This window comes from Trebonia kvetii (genome assembly GCF_007827045.1).
Taxonomy (GTDB): domain Bacteria; phylum Actinomycetota; class Actinomycetes; order Streptosporangiales; family Streptosporangiaceae; genus Trebonia; species Trebonia kvetii.
Map to the genome: position 1 here is coordinate 1,307,793 of NZ_RPFW01000001.1, position 15,415 is coordinate 1,323,207.

16 protein-coding genes are annotated in these 15,415 nt (G+C 70.6%); 5 read left to right on the forward strand and 11 right to left on the reverse strand.

Annotated features, from left to right (window positions below; genetic code table 11):
• Positions 1-48: 48 nt before the first annotated feature.
• Both EAS64_RS05970 and EAS64_RS05975 read left to right on the forward strand, forming a co-directional pair.
• Positions 49-951, forward strand: coding sequence for a CE1 family esterase (locus EAS64_RS05970; protein WP_222849027.1), 903 nt, complete (start codon positions 49-51; stop codon positions 949-951).
• A 54-nt stretch (positions 952-1,005) separates the two neighbouring features.
• Positions 1,006-2,703 (forward strand): CocE/NonD family hydrolase, encoded by a 1,698-nt coding sequence (locus tag EAS64_RS05975; protein WP_145851643.1) that lies wholly within the window; start codon positions 1,006-1,008, stop codon positions 2,701-2,703.
• Between the two features lie 241 nt (positions 2,704-2,944).
• On the opposite strand, the gene EAS64_RS05980 is transcribed toward EAS64_RS05975, so the two are convergent.
• From EAS64_RS05980 to pdhA, 9 genes are all read right to left on the reverse strand, one after another.
• Positions 2,945-3,310 (reverse strand): VOC family protein, encoded by a 366-nt coding sequence (locus EAS64_RS05980; RefSeq protein WP_145851644.1) that lies wholly within the window; start codon positions 3,308-3,310, stop codon positions 2,945-2,947.
• 211 nt (positions 3,311-3,521) lie between these two features.
• Entirely contained in the window at positions 3,522-3,776 is a 255-nt protein-coding gene (locus EAS64_RS05985) for a hypothetical protein (protein ID WP_145851645.1), read from the reverse strand.
• Between the two features lie 102 nt (positions 3,777-3,878).
• Complete coding sequence (locus tag EAS64_RS05990) at positions 3,879-4,664, reverse strand: DUF2705 family protein (protein WP_145851646.1); 786 nt, start codon at positions 4,662-4,664, stop codon at positions 3,879-3,881.
• Positions 4,661-5,191 (reverse strand): DUF8746 domain-containing protein, encoded by a 531-nt coding sequence (locus EAS64_RS44560; protein ID WP_342782026.1) that lies wholly within the window; start codon positions 5,189-5,191, stop codon positions 4,661-4,663. Before EAS64_RS44560 ends, EAS64_RS05990 begins: the two co-directional genes overlap by 4 nt.
• The gene (locus tag EAS64_RS44565) at positions 5,155-5,583 is read right to left on the reverse strand and encodes an ATP-binding cassette domain-containing protein (protein ID WP_222849029.1); all 429 of its coding nucleotides are present in this window, start codon (positions 5,581-5,583) and stop codon (positions 5,155-5,157) included. The genes EAS64_RS44560 and EAS64_RS44565 overlap by 37 nt, the downstream gene beginning before the upstream one ends.
• 78 nt (positions 5,584-5,661) lie before the next feature.
• Complete coding sequence (locus EAS64_RS06000; protein WP_281283193.1) at positions 5,662-6,978, reverse strand: ammonium transporter; 1,317 nt, start codon at positions 6,976-6,978, stop codon at positions 5,662-5,664.
• Between the two features lie 148 nt (positions 6,979-7,126).
• A complete protein-coding gene (locus tag EAS64_RS06005) occupies positions 7,127-8,542 on the reverse strand; it encodes a dihydrolipoamide acetyltransferase family protein (RefSeq protein ID WP_187365710.1) in 1,416 nt (471 codons plus the stop codon).
• Positions 8,539-9,564, reverse strand: coding sequence for an alpha-ketoacid dehydrogenase subunit beta (locus EAS64_RS06010; RefSeq protein ID WP_145851647.1), 1,026 nt, complete (start codon positions 9,562-9,564; stop codon positions 8,539-8,541). The genes EAS64_RS06005 and EAS64_RS06010 overlap by 4 nt, the downstream gene beginning before the upstream one ends.
• The gene (gene pdhA, locus EAS64_RS06015) at positions 9,561-10,763 is read right to left on the reverse strand and encodes a pyruvate dehydrogenase (acetyl-transferring) E1 component subunit alpha (RefSeq protein WP_145851648.1); all 1,203 of its coding nucleotides are present in this window, start codon (positions 10,761-10,763) and stop codon (positions 9,561-9,563) included. Before pdhA ends, EAS64_RS06010 begins: the two co-directional genes overlap by 4 nt.
• Before the next feature lie 171 nt (positions 10,764-10,934).
• Here pdhA and EAS64_RS06020 point away from each other — a divergent pair, with 171 nt between their 5' ends.
• Positions 10,935-11,576 carry a TetR/AcrR family transcriptional regulator gene (locus EAS64_RS06020; RefSeq protein ID WP_145851649.1) on the forward strand — a complete coding sequence of 214 codons (642 nt, stop codon included), beginning with the start codon at positions 10,935-10,937 and terminating at the stop codon, positions 11,574-11,576.
• 9 nt (positions 11,577-11,585) lie between these two features.
• Here the strand turns inward: EAS64_RS06020 and EAS64_RS06025 are convergent, their stop codons facing one another.
• A complete protein-coding gene (locus tag EAS64_RS06025; RefSeq protein WP_222849030.1) occupies positions 11,586-12,023 on the reverse strand; it encodes a cupin domain-containing protein in 438 nt (145 codons plus the stop codon).
• Between the two features lie 241 nt (positions 12,024-12,264).
• On the opposite strand from EAS64_RS06025, the gene sigJ reads away from it, so the two are divergent.
• On the forward strand, positions 12,265-13,197 hold the full coding sequence (sigJ, locus tag EAS64_RS06030) for an RNA polymerase sigma factor SigJ (RefSeq protein ID WP_145851650.1): 933 nt from the start codon (positions 12,265-12,267) through the stop codon (positions 13,195-13,197).
• Positions 13,198-13,224: 27 nt separating this feature from the next.
• Here sigJ and EAS64_RS06035 read toward each other — a convergent pair whose 3' ends face one another.
• Positions 13,225-14,451, reverse strand: a complete 1,227-nt coding sequence (locus EAS64_RS06035) for a kynureninase (RefSeq protein ID WP_145851651.1) — start codon at positions 14,449-14,451, stop codon at positions 13,225-13,227.
• A 145-nt stretch (positions 14,452-14,596) separates the two neighbouring features.
• On the opposite strand from EAS64_RS06035, the gene EAS64_RS06040 reads away from it, so the two are divergent.
• Positions 14,597-15,382 carry an SAM-dependent methyltransferase gene (locus EAS64_RS06040; protein ID WP_246115538.1) on the forward strand — a complete coding sequence of 262 codons (786 nt, stop codon included), beginning with the start codon at positions 14,597-14,599 and terminating at the stop codon, positions 15,380-15,382.
• Positions 15,383-15,415: the final 33 nt, after the last annotated feature.

Here is a 15,415-nt window from a genome sequence, read left to right on the forward strand (position 1 = left end):
GGAGCGGGGTCTTCCTGGCGTTCGGGGCGTCGCGTACGGCTTGCGGTCGTGGCCGCGGTGGCCCTGGTGGCCGTCCTTGCCGGATGCAGGCAGTCGCACCAGGAGGCGGGCGGAGGCGGCGCGATGTCCGTGCCCGTCGGGTCATCGACGCACAGCATCGTGGTTGGCGGCCTTACCAGGAGCTACATCGTCTACCGGCCTGCCGTGCTGCCGGCCGCCGCACCGCCGGTGGTCATGCTGCACGGCGGGTTCGGCAGCGCGCGCGAAGCGGAGAAATCGTATGGTTGGGACGCCGAAGGTGAGGCTGGCCACTTCCTTGTCGTGTACCCGAACGGGCTCAACCGGGCGTGGAACGCGGGCGGCGGCTGCTGCGGGACGCCGGCCAAGAACGGGGTCGATGACGTCGGCTTCCTCACCGCCGTGGTGGCCGCCGTCTCCCGCGTGGTGCACGTCGACGCCGGACGGGTCTACGCCACCGGCATCAGCAACGGCGGCATCATGGCCTACGACCTTGCCTGCTGCACCGCGGTCTTCGCCGCCATCGGGCCGGACTCGGCCACCCAGCTTGGCGGCTGTGCGCATCCGGCGCGCCTGTCGGTGATCGCCATCCACGGCACCGCGGACAAGAACATCCCGTACGACGGCGGCGGGGGTGACGGCTTCGCGCACATCGACGGCCCGTCGGTACCCGCGGTCAACGCCCTGTGGCGGCACGCCGACGACTGCGCGGCCCCGGCTGTGCGCACCCGGGCGACGGTGACCACGTCGGTGGCGCGCTGCCCGGCGGGGCGGGCGGTGGAGCTGATCACCATCGCCGGGGCGGGGCACCAGTGGCCGGACGGCGCGTCGAGCCCGGTCGTGCAGAAGCTGTTTGGCCTCGACCCGCCGTCTACCGCGCTGAACGCGACCGAGGTCATCTGGCGGTTCTTCGCCGCGCATACCGCTAACTGATATAGCGCTCTGCGGTCCGGTCCGGCACACTTGTCCAAGACGAAAGGACGCTCGATGACCTCAAGACGCGGCCGGCTGTCCCGGTGGCTGCAGACCAGGGCGCTCGAAGGGTTCGCGCCCGGCCCGTACGACGTCACCGTGCAGCGCAAGCTCCGGGTACCGATGGACGACGGCGTGGAGCTCCTCGCCGACCTGTACTCTCCCGTCGGCGAGGTGAGCCCGCCGCTTCCGGCGATCGTCATCCGCTCTCCGTACGGGCGGCGTCCCTTTGGCGTCCAGGGCTCGGCGCTTGCCCGCGAGGGCTTCACCGTGCTGATCCAGAGCTGCCGCGGCACCTGGGGGTCAGGCGGGCAGTTCACCCCGCAGGTCGACGAGCAGGCGGACGGGATCACCACGCACCGGTGGGTGCGCAAGCAGCCGTGGTGCTCCGGGACCGTGGCCACCTTCGGGCCTAGCTACCTCGGGTACACCCAGTGGGCGGTCGCGGGCCACCTGCAGCGCGACGATCCGGACGACGCACCCGACGCCCTCTGCCTGGTCACCACCATGCCCGACTTCGGCGCGATCACCTGGGACAACGGCGCCTTCGCGCTACGCAACGCGCTCGGCTGGTCGCAGATGATGGACCGGATGCGCCGGCGTGCCATGGTGCCGCTGCTGCTGTCCCAGCTCCGCCCCGACCCGAAGCTGGAAAAGGCGTTCGGCGTGCTGCCGCTGCGCGACGGCGACACCGCCGCGGCGGGGGCGCCGATCGGCTGGTACCAGGACTGGCTCAGCCACGAGCGGCTCACCGACGACTACTGGGCCAGCCAGTCGCACACCGCGTCGGTCCCCGCCGTCACCGCGCCCGTCTACATGATCACCGGCTGGTATGACATCTTCCTGCCGTGGCAGCTAGACAACTACGCGCAGCTCGCCGCCGCGGGCCGCCCGCCCCGGCTGACCATCGGCCCGTGGGGGCACGTCTCCCGCGGCATGGGCGGTCCGTCGGTCGCGGAGTCGGCGGAATTCCTCAAGGAGCACTTCGGCGGCGTCGCTGGCACGCGGGCGGCGCCGGTGCGCGCGTTCCTCACCGGGGCTGATCTCACCGGGGCTGGGCAGTGGCACGACCTGCCCGCGTGGCCGCCGCCCGGCGCGGTCAGCCAGCCGTGGCACCTGCACGCGTCAGGACTGCTCGACCCGGCAGCGCCCGACGGCGGCGTCACCGGTTATCGCTACGACCCCGCCGACCCCACGCCGGCGCTCGGCGGCCCGAGCCTGCTGCCGCACTGCGAGCCGGTCGACAACGCCGCCCACGAACGGCGCGCCGACGTCACGGTGTTCCGCAGCGCCCCGCTCGCGGACGCGGTGGTGGTGGCCGGCCAGCCGGTGGCCAGGATCAGGTTCCGCTCCTCGGCTTCCAGTGCGGACGTGTTCGTCCGCATCTGTGACGTCCACCCGGACGGGCGCTCGATGACCGTCTGCGACGGGATCCGGCGCACCGGCGCCGTCGGCACTCTCGCCACGGACCCGGAGCCGGACGAGGAGGGCTTCGCCGAGGTGGAGGTGCGGCTCTGGCCGGCCTTCCACCGCTTCGCGGCGGGGCACCGCATCGGCCTCCAGGTCAGCTCCGGCGCGCACCCGCGCTACGCGCGCAACACCGGCGGCGGTGAGCCCGCGGGCACCGCCACCGAGCTGCACCGGGCGGACCAGGAGATCTCCCACGACACCGCGCGCGCGTCACGCGTCGACCTGCCGGTGTGGCCGTCCTAAGGAACAGCTTGCGCAGCGCGGCGTCGCGCAGCGCTTCCTCGAACAGGGCGAGATATACCGAGTTCTCTTCGCCCGGCTTGTAAAAGGACTTGTCGAATAGGTAGTGCAGGACCGCCTCGCGCTCCTCGAACGTCAGCCTCGACCCCGGGCCGGGCGGGCCCCCTCGACCGTGTCGCGGGAGCTGGCGCGGAACCGACCTCGCCCTCCACACCCACGGTATATGTTGCCCGCGTCGCGGCGGTCAGGAGGTCAGGACGGCGATGTCGAACTCGTTGCCCTCGGGGTCGGCCATGCAACGCCACCGGAATTCGTCGAGGTCGCGGGTGGTTCCCGGCTCGAGCCAGCGGCCGCCGAGCCGCTCGACCTCGGCGGTGACCTCGTCGAGGTCGTCGACCATCAGGTCGAGGTGCAGCCGGTTCTTGCCGAGCTTGGCGTCGGCCACCCGCTGGAAGCCGAGCGTGAGGCCGTCCTCCGTCGGCGAGAGGACAAGGTAGTCGCCGTCGTCGGACTCCGCGGCCGTGGACAGGGCGAGCAGGCCGCACCAGAATCCCGCCAGTGCCGCCGGCCTCGCGGCATCGATCATCAGGTAGCCCACCTTTGCTGGCATGCCGGTTCCCCTTCGGCCTCGTTGACGGCGGTACGCCCGGCGGCGGCCGGAATTCCTGACCGTCCTGCGGAAGCGGTAAGGCTGCCGCACAAGGACATCATGCCTGCCCGCCGCCCTGCCGCGCCGTTCAGGGCGACGAATCATCGCCTCTCATACCGTCGTAACGCCGAGGACATCCGAGCCGTAAGGTGGTGTTTTCGCGAACGCTTCGTCACCGCAGGATGTGGTCGCCAGGTCCAAGGTCGTCCCCGCCGCCCAGGGGCGACTGGGACTGCGCGGCCTGCAGGGCGGTCACCGCGGCGTCGATCGCGACGCGGGCGGTCAGCGCGCTGGTGGACGCGCGGTCGATCTCACCGAGACCGATGCAGTCGAACGCGACGCGCGCGTCGTGGATGGCCGCCTCGAGTTCGCGCATGGCCTCCTGAAGCACCGGCCCCTGTCCCATGCCGTCCGGAATGATCGTCATCGTGCCGCTCCCTCCTGTGGCTGCTGAGTCAACGGACGGTCACTACCCAGCGGGCACCCGGTCATGTCCCCGCTGGGCAGCGGTGTTGCGACCCGTTCCGCGTCAGGCGGTTACGTCGCTGCGCCGGAAGACGACCGCCGCGGCGGTGACGGCTGCCGCCAGGTAGACCGCCCCGACTATCAGGCCATGACCGTAGCTGATTCCTTCTCCGCCGCCCGAGGCCACCGTGGCAAGCGACGTGCCTGGCAGCCAGTGGGCGGTGCCCGGCACGATCCGCACGACGATGTTCTCGATGGCGATGATCCAGGCAAGGCCGGCGATGACCGCGAACACCGCGGAGCGCACCCACAGGCCGACAGCCAGGCCGAGCACGGTGTAGCCGACGACGGCAAGCGCGATGTCGCCGAGCGCGCGGAACAGGTCACCGAGCCCGGTGCCGGTGAACCACGCGCTAGTCGACACGTGACGGCCGTGCGCGGCCACGATCGCCACCGCGAACGCCACCACCGCGGCGAATAGGAACGCGAGCAGCAGGAACGAGACGACGCCGAGCATCTTGCCTGCCAGCAGCGTGATCCGGCGCGGCTGCCGCACCAGCAGCTGGCGAAGGGTGCCGAGGCTGTACTCGGACGCCGCCTGTGCGGCCGCGATGCCGAAGGCCACGATCCCGAGCAGCATGGTGGCCCTGGTGACGCCGACGATCAGGCCGTTCGGCTTGGCGAGCTGCTGCAGCGACGGCAGGCCGCCGCCGTCACCATGGGCGGGCGCCTGGGTGAACAGCAGGATCACGAAGAGCGAGGCCGCCGCGGCGAGCCCGAGGAAGGTGGAAAGCAGCAGGGTCCTGCGCTTCAGCTTGGTCCATTCACTGGTGAACGCTGCCCAGGTCATCTGATCGCTCCCATCTCCTGGCCGGTGGCCACGTCGGCGGACTGCGTGCCGGTCAGCGCGAAGAACGCGTGCTCAAGGCTCCGGGTCTGCTCGGCGAGCTGGCGGAGCGTGATGCCGTTGCGCGCCGCGAGGCGGTTGATGTCCGCCGCGCCGAGGCCGGCCGCCTGGACAAGCAGCCCGGACTCGCCTGGGCGGTCGGATACCGTGCAGCCAGCGGTGTCGAGCACCTTGGCCAGCTGCGCGCGGTCCGAGTCGTGCTCGGCCGCGACAACGAAATCGGGCTGCTGCTCGGCCCGCAGTTCCGCGACCGTGCCCTGGTGGACAAGGCGCCCCGCCCTGATCATCACCACGTGGTCGCAGATCTGCTCGATTTCGGAAATCAGATGGCTCGACACGAGCACCGTCATCCCGTCACCAGCCAGCGAGCGGATCAGGCCGCGCATCTCGACGATGCCCGCCGGATCGAGTCCGTTCGTCGGCTCGTCAAGGATTAGCAGCTCCGGTGCGGGCAGCAGGGCCGCGGCGATGCCAAGGCGCTGCTCATGCCCAGCGAGTACGCGCGGTACTTGTCACCGGCGCGGGCGGTCAGGCCGGCGCGCTCCATGGCCGGCCCGACCGCGGCCAGGTCGAGGCTGCCGAGGCGGGCCAGCGCCTTGAGATTGTCGCGGCCGCTGAGGGCCGGGTAAAAGGCGGGCGACTCGATGAGAGCGCCCACCTTGCTCAGGTAGCTCGCGGGGTCGGTGAGGCTGCCGCCCAGGACCTGCCCGCCGCCGGACGTCGGCCGGATCAGGCCGAGGAGCATGCGGATGGTCGTGGTCTTGCCCGCACCGTTCGGCCCGACGAAGCCGCACACCGCACCACGGGGAATGGCCAGGTCGACTTCGTTCACGACCGTCCGCTGACCGAACCGCTTGGACATGGCGAGGCCCCGCCCCCTGGCAGCGCCGGGTCGAGTGGCGCTGGGCAGGTGGCGGGGCCTGACGGAAGCCCGGTGGGGTCAGTGGACCCCGGAGGCCGGTTCCTTTGCCTTGTCGTCGACAACTTCGCGGTCGTCCCTGGTCATGAGGCCGCTGCCGCCGTGGAGCTGGGGAACGTTGCTGAATTCGTAGGCAGACTCGGCGTGTTCGATGATGTCGATGCCTGCCACCTCGTCCTCTTCTGGGATGCGGAAGCCCATCGTCTTGTCGATGATCTTGCCGAGGATCCAGGCGACTGCGAACGAGTACAGGCCGACCGCCACCGGGCCGAGCACCTGCACACCGAGCTGGTGGATGCCGCCGCCGTAGAACAGGCCCTTGCGCTGCCCCGCGATAAGCGGGTAGGCGGCGAGGAAGCCGAGCGAGATCGCGCCGAACGCGCCGCCGACCAGGTGGACGCCCACCACGTCGAGCGAGTCGTCGAAGCCGAGCTTGTGCTTGAGCCCGATCGCGCAGCAGCAGAGGGCGCCGGTGAGCAGGCCGAGCACGATCGCCGCCCAGGGATCGATGAACGCGCAGGCGGGGGTGATCGCGACGAGGCCGGCGACCGCACCGGAGGCGACGCCGAGCGAGGTCGGCTTGCCGTCGCGGTAGCGCTCGACGAGCAGCCAGCCGCCCGCCGCGGCAGCCGTGGCGATCTGAGTGTTGAAGAAGGCCAGGGCGGCGGTGCCGTCCGCGGCCAGCTCGGAGCCCGCGTTGAAGCCGAACCAGCCGAACCACAGCAGGCCGGCGCCGAGCAGGGTCAGCGGGAGGTTGTGCGGCCGCATCGGGTCCTTGCCCCAGCCGCGCCGCTTGCCGAGGACGAGCGCGAGCGCGAGGCCCGCGGAGCCGGCGTTGACGTGGACCACGGTGCCGCCGGCGAAGTCCTCGATGCCGAGGCTGGTGAGCCAGCCGCCGCCCCACACCCAGTGCGCGACGGGGAAGTACACCAACGTCGCCCAGGCGACGGTGAACACCGCCCAGGCGCCGAACTTGGTCCGGTCCGCGATCGCGCCGCTGATCAGCGCGACCGTGATGACGGCGAAGGTGAGCTGGAAGACGGAGAACAGCAGGTCAGGTATGCCGTTCACCCGAGTGTCAGTGCCCACGAGCCCGTGCTCGCCCAGGAAGGCGAATCCGCCGATGAACTTGTTGCCCGGTGCGAACGACAGGGAGTCGCCGTACAGGACCCACGCGATCGAGACGGTGACGATGGCGACCCAGCTCATCATCATCATGTTCAGAACGCTCTTCGCCCTGGTCATTCCTCCGTAGAAGAAGGCCAGGCCGGGGGTCATCAGCAGGACAAGCGCGGTACTCGCGAGCATCCACGCGGTAGAACCAGTATCAATCTTCACACCTGTCTCCTTCTTTCCTTGCCGTAAGCAGATTCACAAACGCAGATGTCGCCAGGTGTACCTGTGTATTTCGCGCTCGTGAAAGAAGGAGACTTTTGTTTCAGTCACGTTTCCCCGGCGCTCTTACGCCGGGGAAACGTGACGTAGGTCAGGCGATGATCATCCAGGGGTGCTCGATGAGGCTGGTCAGCGTCTGGAGGAACTTCGCCGCCAGGGCGCCGTCGACCACCCGGTGGTCCACCGACAGGGTGTACCGCAGGCGGTAGCGGGGCTGCACGGTGTCCCCCACGATGGCCGGCTCCCTGGTGGTCGCGCCGACGGCCAGGATCGCCGCCTCCGGCGGGTTGATGATGGCGGTGAAGTGCTCCACGCCGAACATCCCGAGGTTGCTGATGCTGAACGTGCCGCCGCTCGTCTGCTCCGGCGTGAGCTTCCGCTCGGCGGCGAGGGCCACGAGCTTCTTGGCCTCGGCGCCGAGCTGGGTGACGGTCTTGGTGTCCGCGTCCCTGATCACCGGGACGATGAGGCCGCTTTCCGCGGCCACCGCGACGCCGATGTTGATCCGGTCGTGGACCAGCATGACCTTGCTCGCGTCGCCGTCGTAGGAGACGTTGACGTCCGGGTGCGCGCGCAGGGCGAGCGCGCAGGCGCGGATCAGCAGGTCGTTGACGCTGACCTTGGCCCGGCCGCCCTCGGTGAGCTGCGCGTTCAGCGTGGCGCGCAGGTCCATCAGCTCCTGCGCGTCGGCGACCGCCGTCACGTAGAAGTGCGGGATCTCGCTGGCACTCGCCGACAAGCGGCGGGCGATCACCCGGCGGACCTGGGTGATCGGCACGCCGTGCGTGCCGCGCACCTCGTCGGCCGCTGCGGCGGGCACCGCCGGCGCGACGGTCGCGGGCGCGGCGATCGGCGCGGCGGGCGCGGGCGCGGCGATCGGCGCGGCGGGCGCGGGCGCGGCGGCCGGTACCACCGGGGCCGCCGCGGGAGCGGACGGAGCCTGCGCGGCCGCGGGGCCGCCGCCGGACAGCAGGCCGCTGATGTCGGCGCGGATGATGCGGCCGCCCGGTCCGCTGCCCGTGACGTGCGACAGGTCCAGGTGGTTCTCCCTGGCCAGCTTCCGTACCAGGGGCGAGGCGACGGAGCGGGCGATGCCATTGGCGGTGCCGTTGCCCGTGTCCTGCGCGGCTTCGTCGGCGGGCCCGGAGGAAACGGCCGCTGGGGCCGTCTCCTGGCTTGGCGAGGCTGCGGGCGGGGGCGGAGTCGGCTCAACCCGTTCGGGGGAAGCGGTTTGGGCCGGCGCGGCCGGGACGGACGGCGCGGGACCGCCGGTACCGTCATCAAGCAGCGCGATCGGCGCGCCGATGTCGGCGTTCTGGCCCTCGGGCACCAGGATCTCGGCCAGGGTGCCGGACTGGTACGCCTCGTACTCCATGACCGCCTTGTCGGTCTCGATCTCGACGAGGACGTCGCCGACCGCGACCTTGTCGCCCGGCTTCTTGTGCCAGGTCGAGATCGCGCCCTCTTCCATCGTGTCGGAAAGGCGCGGCATCTTGATCTCAATCACGAGTGCGGTACTCCTTGCGCGAGCGGCGTAGCGCGGTGGCCCACGGCGGCGAGCGTCTGGCGGATGGCGTTTATCACGTCATCGCGCGACGGCAGCGCCGCTGTCTCAAGCGGCTTCGCGTACGGCATCGGCACCTCGGCCATCGCAACCCGGCGGACCGGCGCGTCCAGGTAGTCGAACGCGCCATCCGAGATCGAGGCCGCGACTTCGGCGCCGATCCCGTAGGTCAGCCAGTCGTCCTCGAGGACCACGGCGGCATGCGTCTTCTTGACCGACTCGACGATCGTCTCACGGTCGAGCGGTCGCAGGCTGCGCAGGTCGACGACCTCGATGTCCAGGCCGTCGGACTCGGCGAGCCGCTGGGCGACCTCGGCCGCGACGTGCGCCATCCGCGAGTAGCCGATCAGCGTCAGGTCCCTGCCTGGCCTGGTGACGGCGGCCTTGCCGATCTCCGCCGGGGTGTCGTCGTCCGGCACCTCGCCCTTGGTGTTGTAGAGTGCGAGGTTCTCCAGGAAGAGCACCGGGTCGTTGTCGCGGATCGCGGCGAGCAGCAGCGCCTTGGCGTCGGCCGGGCTGGACGGCGCGACCACCTTCATGCCGGGGATGAAGGCGTAGAACAGCTCGATGTTCTGCGAGTGCGTCGCGCCGAGCTGCTGGCCGCCGCCGCCCGGCGTGCGGATGACGAGCGGGACGCTGGCCTGGCCGCCGAACATGCCGTAGATCTTCGCCGCGTGGTTGATGATCTGGTCGAGGGCGAGCATCGAGAAGTTGATCGTCATCATCTCGACGACCGGGCGCAGGCCGAGCATGGCCGCGCCGATCGCAGCGCCGGCGAAGCCCTCCTCGGCGATCGGGGTGTCGCGGACGCGCTTCTCGCCGAACTCCTTCAGCAGGCCCGCGGTGATCTTGTACGAGCCCTCGAAGACGCCGATCTCCTCGCCCATCAGGAAGACGCTGTCGTCCCTGAGCATCTCCGCGCGCAGCGTGTCGTGCAGCGCCTGGCGGTAGGTCATGATGCTCATGCGCGCGCTCCAGCCGGCATCGCGGGGAACGGCGCAGGCTCGAACAGCGGCTGGCCCGGCAGGCGGCGCGAGTCGTTGGCGACCGGCGTGGCGTAGGTGTAGTCGAACAGCGTGGACACCGCCGGATGCGGGCTGTTCGCGGCGAAGTCGGCGGCGGCGGTGACGATGCCGGCCACCTCTGCCTCGATCGCGGCGATCGAGTCCGCGTTCAGCACGCCGTCCACGGTCAGCTTGGCGCCGAAGATCTGGATCGGGTCCTCGTGCTTGAGCCGCTCGACCTCTTCCGCCGACCGGTACTTGGCGGGGTCGACCACGGAGTGGCCGCGCAGCCGTTCGGTGATCACCTCGAGCAGGTACGGCTTGCCCGAGCGGGCCGCCTCGACGGCCTTGGCCGCCGCCTCGTGCACGGCTACCGGGTCGAAGCCGTCGACGCGCGCCGACTGCATGCGGTACGCGGCGCCCCGCTTGTAGAGGTCGGGCTCGGCGGACGACTTGGCGACCGTGGTGCCCATGCCGAGGCCGTTGTTGATGATGACGAACACGACAGGCAGGTGCCACAGCGCCGCGATGTTCAGTGACTCGTGGAAGGCGCCGATGGCGGTGGTGCCGTCGCCGAGGGTGCACATCACGACCTCGTCGCCGCCGCGGTAGTCGATGGCGAGCGCCGCACCGGTCGCCAGCGGAAGCTGGCCGCCAACGATGCCGTAGCCGCCCAGCAGCCGGTGCGTGACGTCGAACATGTGCATCGACCCGCCCCAGCCCTTGGAGACGCCGTCGACGCGGCCGTAGAGCTCGGCCATCACGCGGTTCGGCTCGATGCCGCGCATCAGCGCGTAGCCGTGCTCGCGGTAGTTCGTGAACAGGTAGTCGGTGGGCTTGAGCGCCGCCATCAGGCCGACGACACTGGCTTCCTCGCCCAGGTTGAGGTGGCAGTAGCCGCCGATGAGCGCCTCGGTGTAGGCGCGGGCGGTGCGCTCCTCGAAGCGCCGGATGAGCAGCATGTCCCGGTAGAACGAGCGGAGCTGCTCGCTCCGGCCGGCGTTGCTTTCCGCGCTACTTTCGGCATTACGTTCGGCGTTACCTGCTGCGGCTGGCGCGGTGTCGGCAGCCGCGTGCTTCGCGGTGATCTCCTCCGCGGGTACGCTCCGCGCGGGCGGTGCCTGCGGCGCTGATCGCCGCTGGCGTGCCTGACTTGCCATCGTGTGGCCTTCCCCGACCTCGTGGGTCGCGCCGGGACCTCGTAGGTCGCGCCGGAAAGTTTAATGACACTGTTTCGTATCATTGTATTGCCAACGGGTGCTGGCCAGGCAAGAGACTGGTCTAGACAATTCAACATCGTCGGCTTCAGCGGAGTCGCGGAAGGGGTTCTCATGGGCGGACAGCCAGTCGTCCCGGCGCTGCGCAAGCGCGGGCGGCCCACGGCCGCCGAGCGCCGCGCGCGAGAGAACGAGATCCTGACTGCCGCGCTCGGCGTCTTCCTGCGCTCCGGCTACGGCGCGAGCACGCTCGACGAGCTCGCGGCCGCGGCCCAGGTGACCAAACGCACCCTCTACGCATACTACGGCGACAAGTCGGGCCTGTTCACGGCGATGGTGCGGGACCTCGCCGCCGCGGTGAGCCTCGACGCGTCGGCCGACAGGGACACGCTGGAGACGCTCGCCGCCAGGATCGTCAGCCGGGTGCACTCGGACGAGCTTGTCGCGCTGCACCAGCTGGTGATCGGTGAATCCGGGCGGTTCCCCGAGCTCGCCCTGATCCTGCACAGCAACGGCGACGCGCGGCACATCGCCAGGCTGGCGGAACACATCCGCGCCGAGCGTTCCCCGGAGGCCGGGCACCTGGCCGAGCCGCTCTTCTCGCTGCTGCTCGGCGAGCGGCACCGGCGGCGGCTGCTCGGGATCGATCCGGCGCCCACGCCCGCGCAGGCGGCTGCGCACGCGCACGCGGCGATCAAGCAGCTGGGTCTCGGCCTGCGGCTGTTAGGTCTGCGGCTGTTGAGGACACAGCTGTAAGGCCGCCGCTTACGTCGGGTCCGCGCCCACGACCTCGTGGCGTGACTTGATCCGCATGCCGGGACGGCGCCCGTGCACAGTCAGGTAGGACAACCCGTCGTCGCCGGCGGCGAGGCTGCGGCTCGAGCCGTGCGGGAGCCAGAGGATCGTGCCCTTCGCGAGCTGGAGTGCGTGCCCGGTGGTGCCGAGGATGCCATCGCCCGCCACCACGAGGAGCAGTACGTCGAGGTCGGGCTCGGCGTGCGTGACCACGTGCTGCCCCGGCGGCAGGTGGACGAGGTTGGCGTCTAGCTGGCGTCCAGGCTCGGCGAGCTTCCACAGCGCGCCGCGCGACTCGGGGATCACCTTGGCGAGGGCCTCGAAGTCACCGAGGATGCGCGGGACGGCCAGGTCGGGATGCTCGGCGTTGTCCCCGGCACCGGCTGGGCTCTCCGGCGATGGCATCATGCGCAACCTCTTCCGCTGGTGGCCACTCTGATTCCTCCTATTCTTACGGCATCGGCCGCCTGGTGTTCCGCGCGCTGAACTCCGTGGGGGCGGGGTACGTCGCGACCGAGTGCGTCAAGGTCATCGCGCTCATCGCGCGGGGCGTCAGCGTGCTCGCCAGGTAGGTCCCCTGACATTCCGCGCCGCTGTCTCGTCGGCATGATGAGAGAGCGGATGCGGACGAACGGAGGCGCGCGAGACCATGAGCAGCCAACCAGAGCCAGACCCGGGTCTTAGCGCGGTCATGAGCGAGCGGCGCCAGCTGATCAACGTCACCTACCGGCTGCTCGGCTCCCTCGCCGAGGCCGAGGACGCGGTGCAGGAGACGTACGCCCGCTGGTATGCCATGACGCCGGAGCAGCGGGACGCCATCGCTTCTCCCGGCGCCTGGCTGACCACGGTCGCCAGCCGTATCTGCCTCGACCTGCTCGGCTCGGCGCGGGTCCGGCGGGAAAGCTACGTGGGCGAGTGGATTCCCGAGCCGGTGCCGGAGCCGGCCGAGTGGCCTGGCGGCGCCGCGGCCGACCCGGCTGACCGGATCACCCTCGACGAGTCGGTCAGCATGGCCTTCCTCGTGGTGCTCGAGTCGATGACCCCGGCCGAGCGGGTCGCGCTGATCCTGCACGACGTGTTCCGCTACTCCTTCGCCGAGGTGGCGGAGATCACCGGCCGCACCGCGGCGGCCTGCCGGCAGCTAGCCTCCTCGGCCCGGCGTCGCATCCGCGATTCACAAGCCGCCCCCGCACCCGTGGCCAGGCGGGCCGGCGTGGTCAGGGAGCTCAAGCGGGCCTGGGAGGCCGGGGACATCGCGACCTTGATCGGCCTCCTCGACCCCGCCGTCACGCTGACCGCCGACGGCGGCGGCCTGGTCAGCGCCGCGCTCGAGCCCATCGAGGGTGCCGAACAGGTCGCCAGCTACCTGGCGAGACTCGCCGAGCTCGCCGAGCTCGCGGGAGCCGGCCGGACGTACCTGGAGCGCACCGTCAACGGCCAGCCAGGCCTGGTGGCGCAGATGGACGGCGTGACCGTCACGGTCTTCGCGTTCGAGGTCGCGGGCGACAAGATCAGCCACATCTGGGCCGTGCGCAACCCGGGCAAACTCCGCCCCTGGACGGCCGGCCAGGGCGCCGGGTAACGAGCCTTGCCTCCGGTGGTCAGCGCGTCAAGCGGCAGTGCGGGCACGCAGCTCCCTGGCGATCGCCTCGACGCCGCGCTCAAGCTCGGCGAAGCTCGTGCTCAGCGGTGACAGCCCGATACGGATGCCGTCCGGCGGCCGGAAGTCGGGGATCACGCCCTGCTCCCACAGCGCCGCGGTCACCTCGGCGAACAGCGGATGGTCGACGGTGACGTGCGAGCCGCGCTCGGCAGGATCGCGCGGGCTCGCGACGGTGGCGCCGAGCGGCACGAGCAGCTCGTCGGCCAGCGCGATCGCCTGCTCGGTGAGCGCGACCGACTTGCGCCTGACCTCGTCAAGGCCCGCCTCGGCGATCAGCTCGAGCATGTCCTTGAGCGGCTGCATCGCGAGCACCGGCGGCGTGCCAGAGATGAACTTGCGGATCCCGGCAGCCGGCTCGTACTGCGGCCCCATGGCGAACGGGTCGCTCGCCCCCATCCAGCCCCAGATGGGCTGCCGCAGCTGCTCCTGGAGACGCGCGGATACGTAGCCGAAGGCCGGCGACCCCGGACCGCCGTTCAGGTACTTGTAGGTGCAGCCGGCCGCGAGGTCGACGTCGCACGCGTCGAGTTCGACGGGCAGCGCGCCGACCGAGTGGCACAGGTCCCACAGCATCAGCGCACCCGCGTCGTGCGCCGCGCGGGTGGTGGCCGCCATGTCCGCGATGAACCCGGACCGGTAGGCGATATGACTGAGGACCACGAGGGCCGTGCGCTCGCTCAGTACCGCCGTGACGTCCTCCGGCCGCACCCCCGAGGCGTGCGGGGCGCTGAGGTAGCGGACCGTCAGCCCGAACTCGGCGGCGATGCCGTCCACGACGAACCTGTCCGTAGGGAAGTTCCCCCGGTCGATGATCACCTCGTCCCGGTCTCCCCGGACGCTGAGACCGGCCCTGATCAGCTTGTAGAGCAGCACCGTGGTGGAGTCGGCCACGATCACCTGGCCGGGCGCCGCGCCCAGGGCCACCTCGGCGAGCCGGTCCCCCACCGTCACCGGCTCGGCCATCCACGCCGCATCCCAGCTCCTGATGAGCCCGCGCCCCCACGCGCCGTCCACGAAGCTCGCCAGCCGCTCCCCGGTCACCGCAAGCGGCCGCCCCAGGGAGTTGCCGTCCAGGTAGGCGACCACGGCCGGATCGTCGGCCGCGACGAACCGGGAACGGAACCGCGCGAGCGGATCGGCGGCGTCCAGCTTGCTGGCAGGCACGATGGTCATTTCTTCATCCCGATCTCGATGCGGTAGCCCAGGAAGGCAGCCTAGCCAAGATCAAGAACATCGATACAGAACGGGTGCGGCTGACTCTTACGGCAACCACGACACCGAGCCGTCGGGAACGGCGCGTGAACTAGGCTTCCGTTCCGTGGAATTCGACGCGAAAGTCCCGAACACCGCGCGGATGTGGAACTACTGGCTTGGCGGCAAGGACAACTTCGCCGCCGACCGGGAGGCCGGGGACCGGGTGATCGAGGCGCTGCCGACCATGCCCATGGTCGCCTGGTGGGCGCGCCGAGTCCTCGTTGACGTGGTGCAGCGGCTGGTGACGGTCCACGGCGTCCGGCAGTTCCTCGACATCGGCAGCGGGCTGCCCACCGCCGACAACACGCATGAGGTTGCGCAGCGCGCCGCCCCCGACGCTCGCGTCGTCTACGTCGACCACGACCCCGTCGTGCTCAGCCACGCGCGGGCGCTGCTCACCAGCAGCCGCGACGGCAAGACCGACTACCTCCAGGCGGACCTTCGCGACACCCGCACGATCGTCGAGGGCGCTGCGCAGACGCTGGACTTCGGCCAGCCCATCGCGGTCCTGCTCATCGCCGTGCTGCACTTCATTCCCGACGCGGATGACCCCAACGCGGTGGTCCGCAGGCTCATGGACGCGGTCCCGTCGGGCAGCTACCTGGTGGTCGGTCATGGCGCGAGCGACATCGAGCCCGCGGCCGCCGCGGAACTGAACCAGCGGTACAACGCGATGTCGCCGACCAAGATCCGGCTGCGCAGCAAGGCCGAGATCCTGCCGTTCTTCGACGGCCTGGAGATGACCGGCCGCGGCCTTGTCCCGCTGAGTCAGTGGTTCGACGCCGAGCCCACGGACATCGATACGGCGCGGGGCCTCGTCGGGCACGTCGGGATCGCCAGGAAGCCCTGAGCACCCGCCAAGAGACATAGAGGGGTATGGGCG

What these genes read in the sequence shown, in the direction of transcription:
- EAS64_RS05990 (WP_145851646.1), bottom strand. Translation starts at nt 4,664, where the DNA reads ATGACCTGGGCAGCGTTCACCAGTGAATGGACCAAGCTGAAGCGCAGG.
- EAS64_RS05980 (WP_145851644.1), bottom strand. Translation starts at nt 3,310, where the DNA reads ATGCCAGCAAAGGTGGGCTACCTGATGATCGATGCCGCGAGGCCGGCG.
- EAS64_RS05975 (WP_145851643.1), top strand. Translation starts at nt 1,006, where the DNA reads ATGACCTCAAGACGCGGCCGGCTGTCCCGGTGGCTGCAGACCAGGGCG.
- EAS64_RS06010 (WP_145851647.1), bottom strand. Translation starts at nt 9,564, where the DNA reads ATGAGCATCATGACCTACCGCCAGGCGCTGCACGACACGCTGCGCGCG.
- EAS64_RS05985 (WP_145851645.1), bottom strand. Translation starts at nt 3,776, where the DNA reads ATGACGATCATTCCGGACGGCATGGGACAGGGGCCGGTGCTTCAGGAG.
- pdhA (WP_145851648.1), bottom strand. Translation starts at nt 10,763, where the DNA reads ATGGCAAGTCAGGCACGCCAGCGGCGATCAGCGCCGCAGGCACCGCCC.
- EAS64_RS06025 (WP_222849030.1), bottom strand. Translation starts at nt 12,023, where the DNA reads ATGATGCCATCGCCGGAGAGCCCAGCCGGTGCCGGGGACAACGCCGAG.
- EAS64_RS06035 (WP_145851651.1), bottom strand. Translation starts at nt 14,451, where the DNA reads ATGACCATCGTGCCTGCCAGCAAGCTGGACGCCGCCGATCCGCTCGCG.
- sigJ (WP_145851650.1), top strand. Translation starts at nt 12,265, where the DNA reads ATGAGCAGCCAACCAGAGCCAGACCCGGGTCTTAGCGCGGTCATGAGC.
- EAS64_RS44565 (WP_222849029.1), bottom strand. Translation starts at nt 5,583, where the DNA reads ATGTCCAAGCGGTTCGGTCAGCGGACGGTCGTGAACGAAGTCGACCTG.
- EAS64_RS06020 (WP_145851649.1), top strand. Translation starts at nt 10,935, where the DNA reads ATGGGCGGACAGCCAGTCGTCCCGGCGCTGCGCAAGCGCGGGCGGCCC.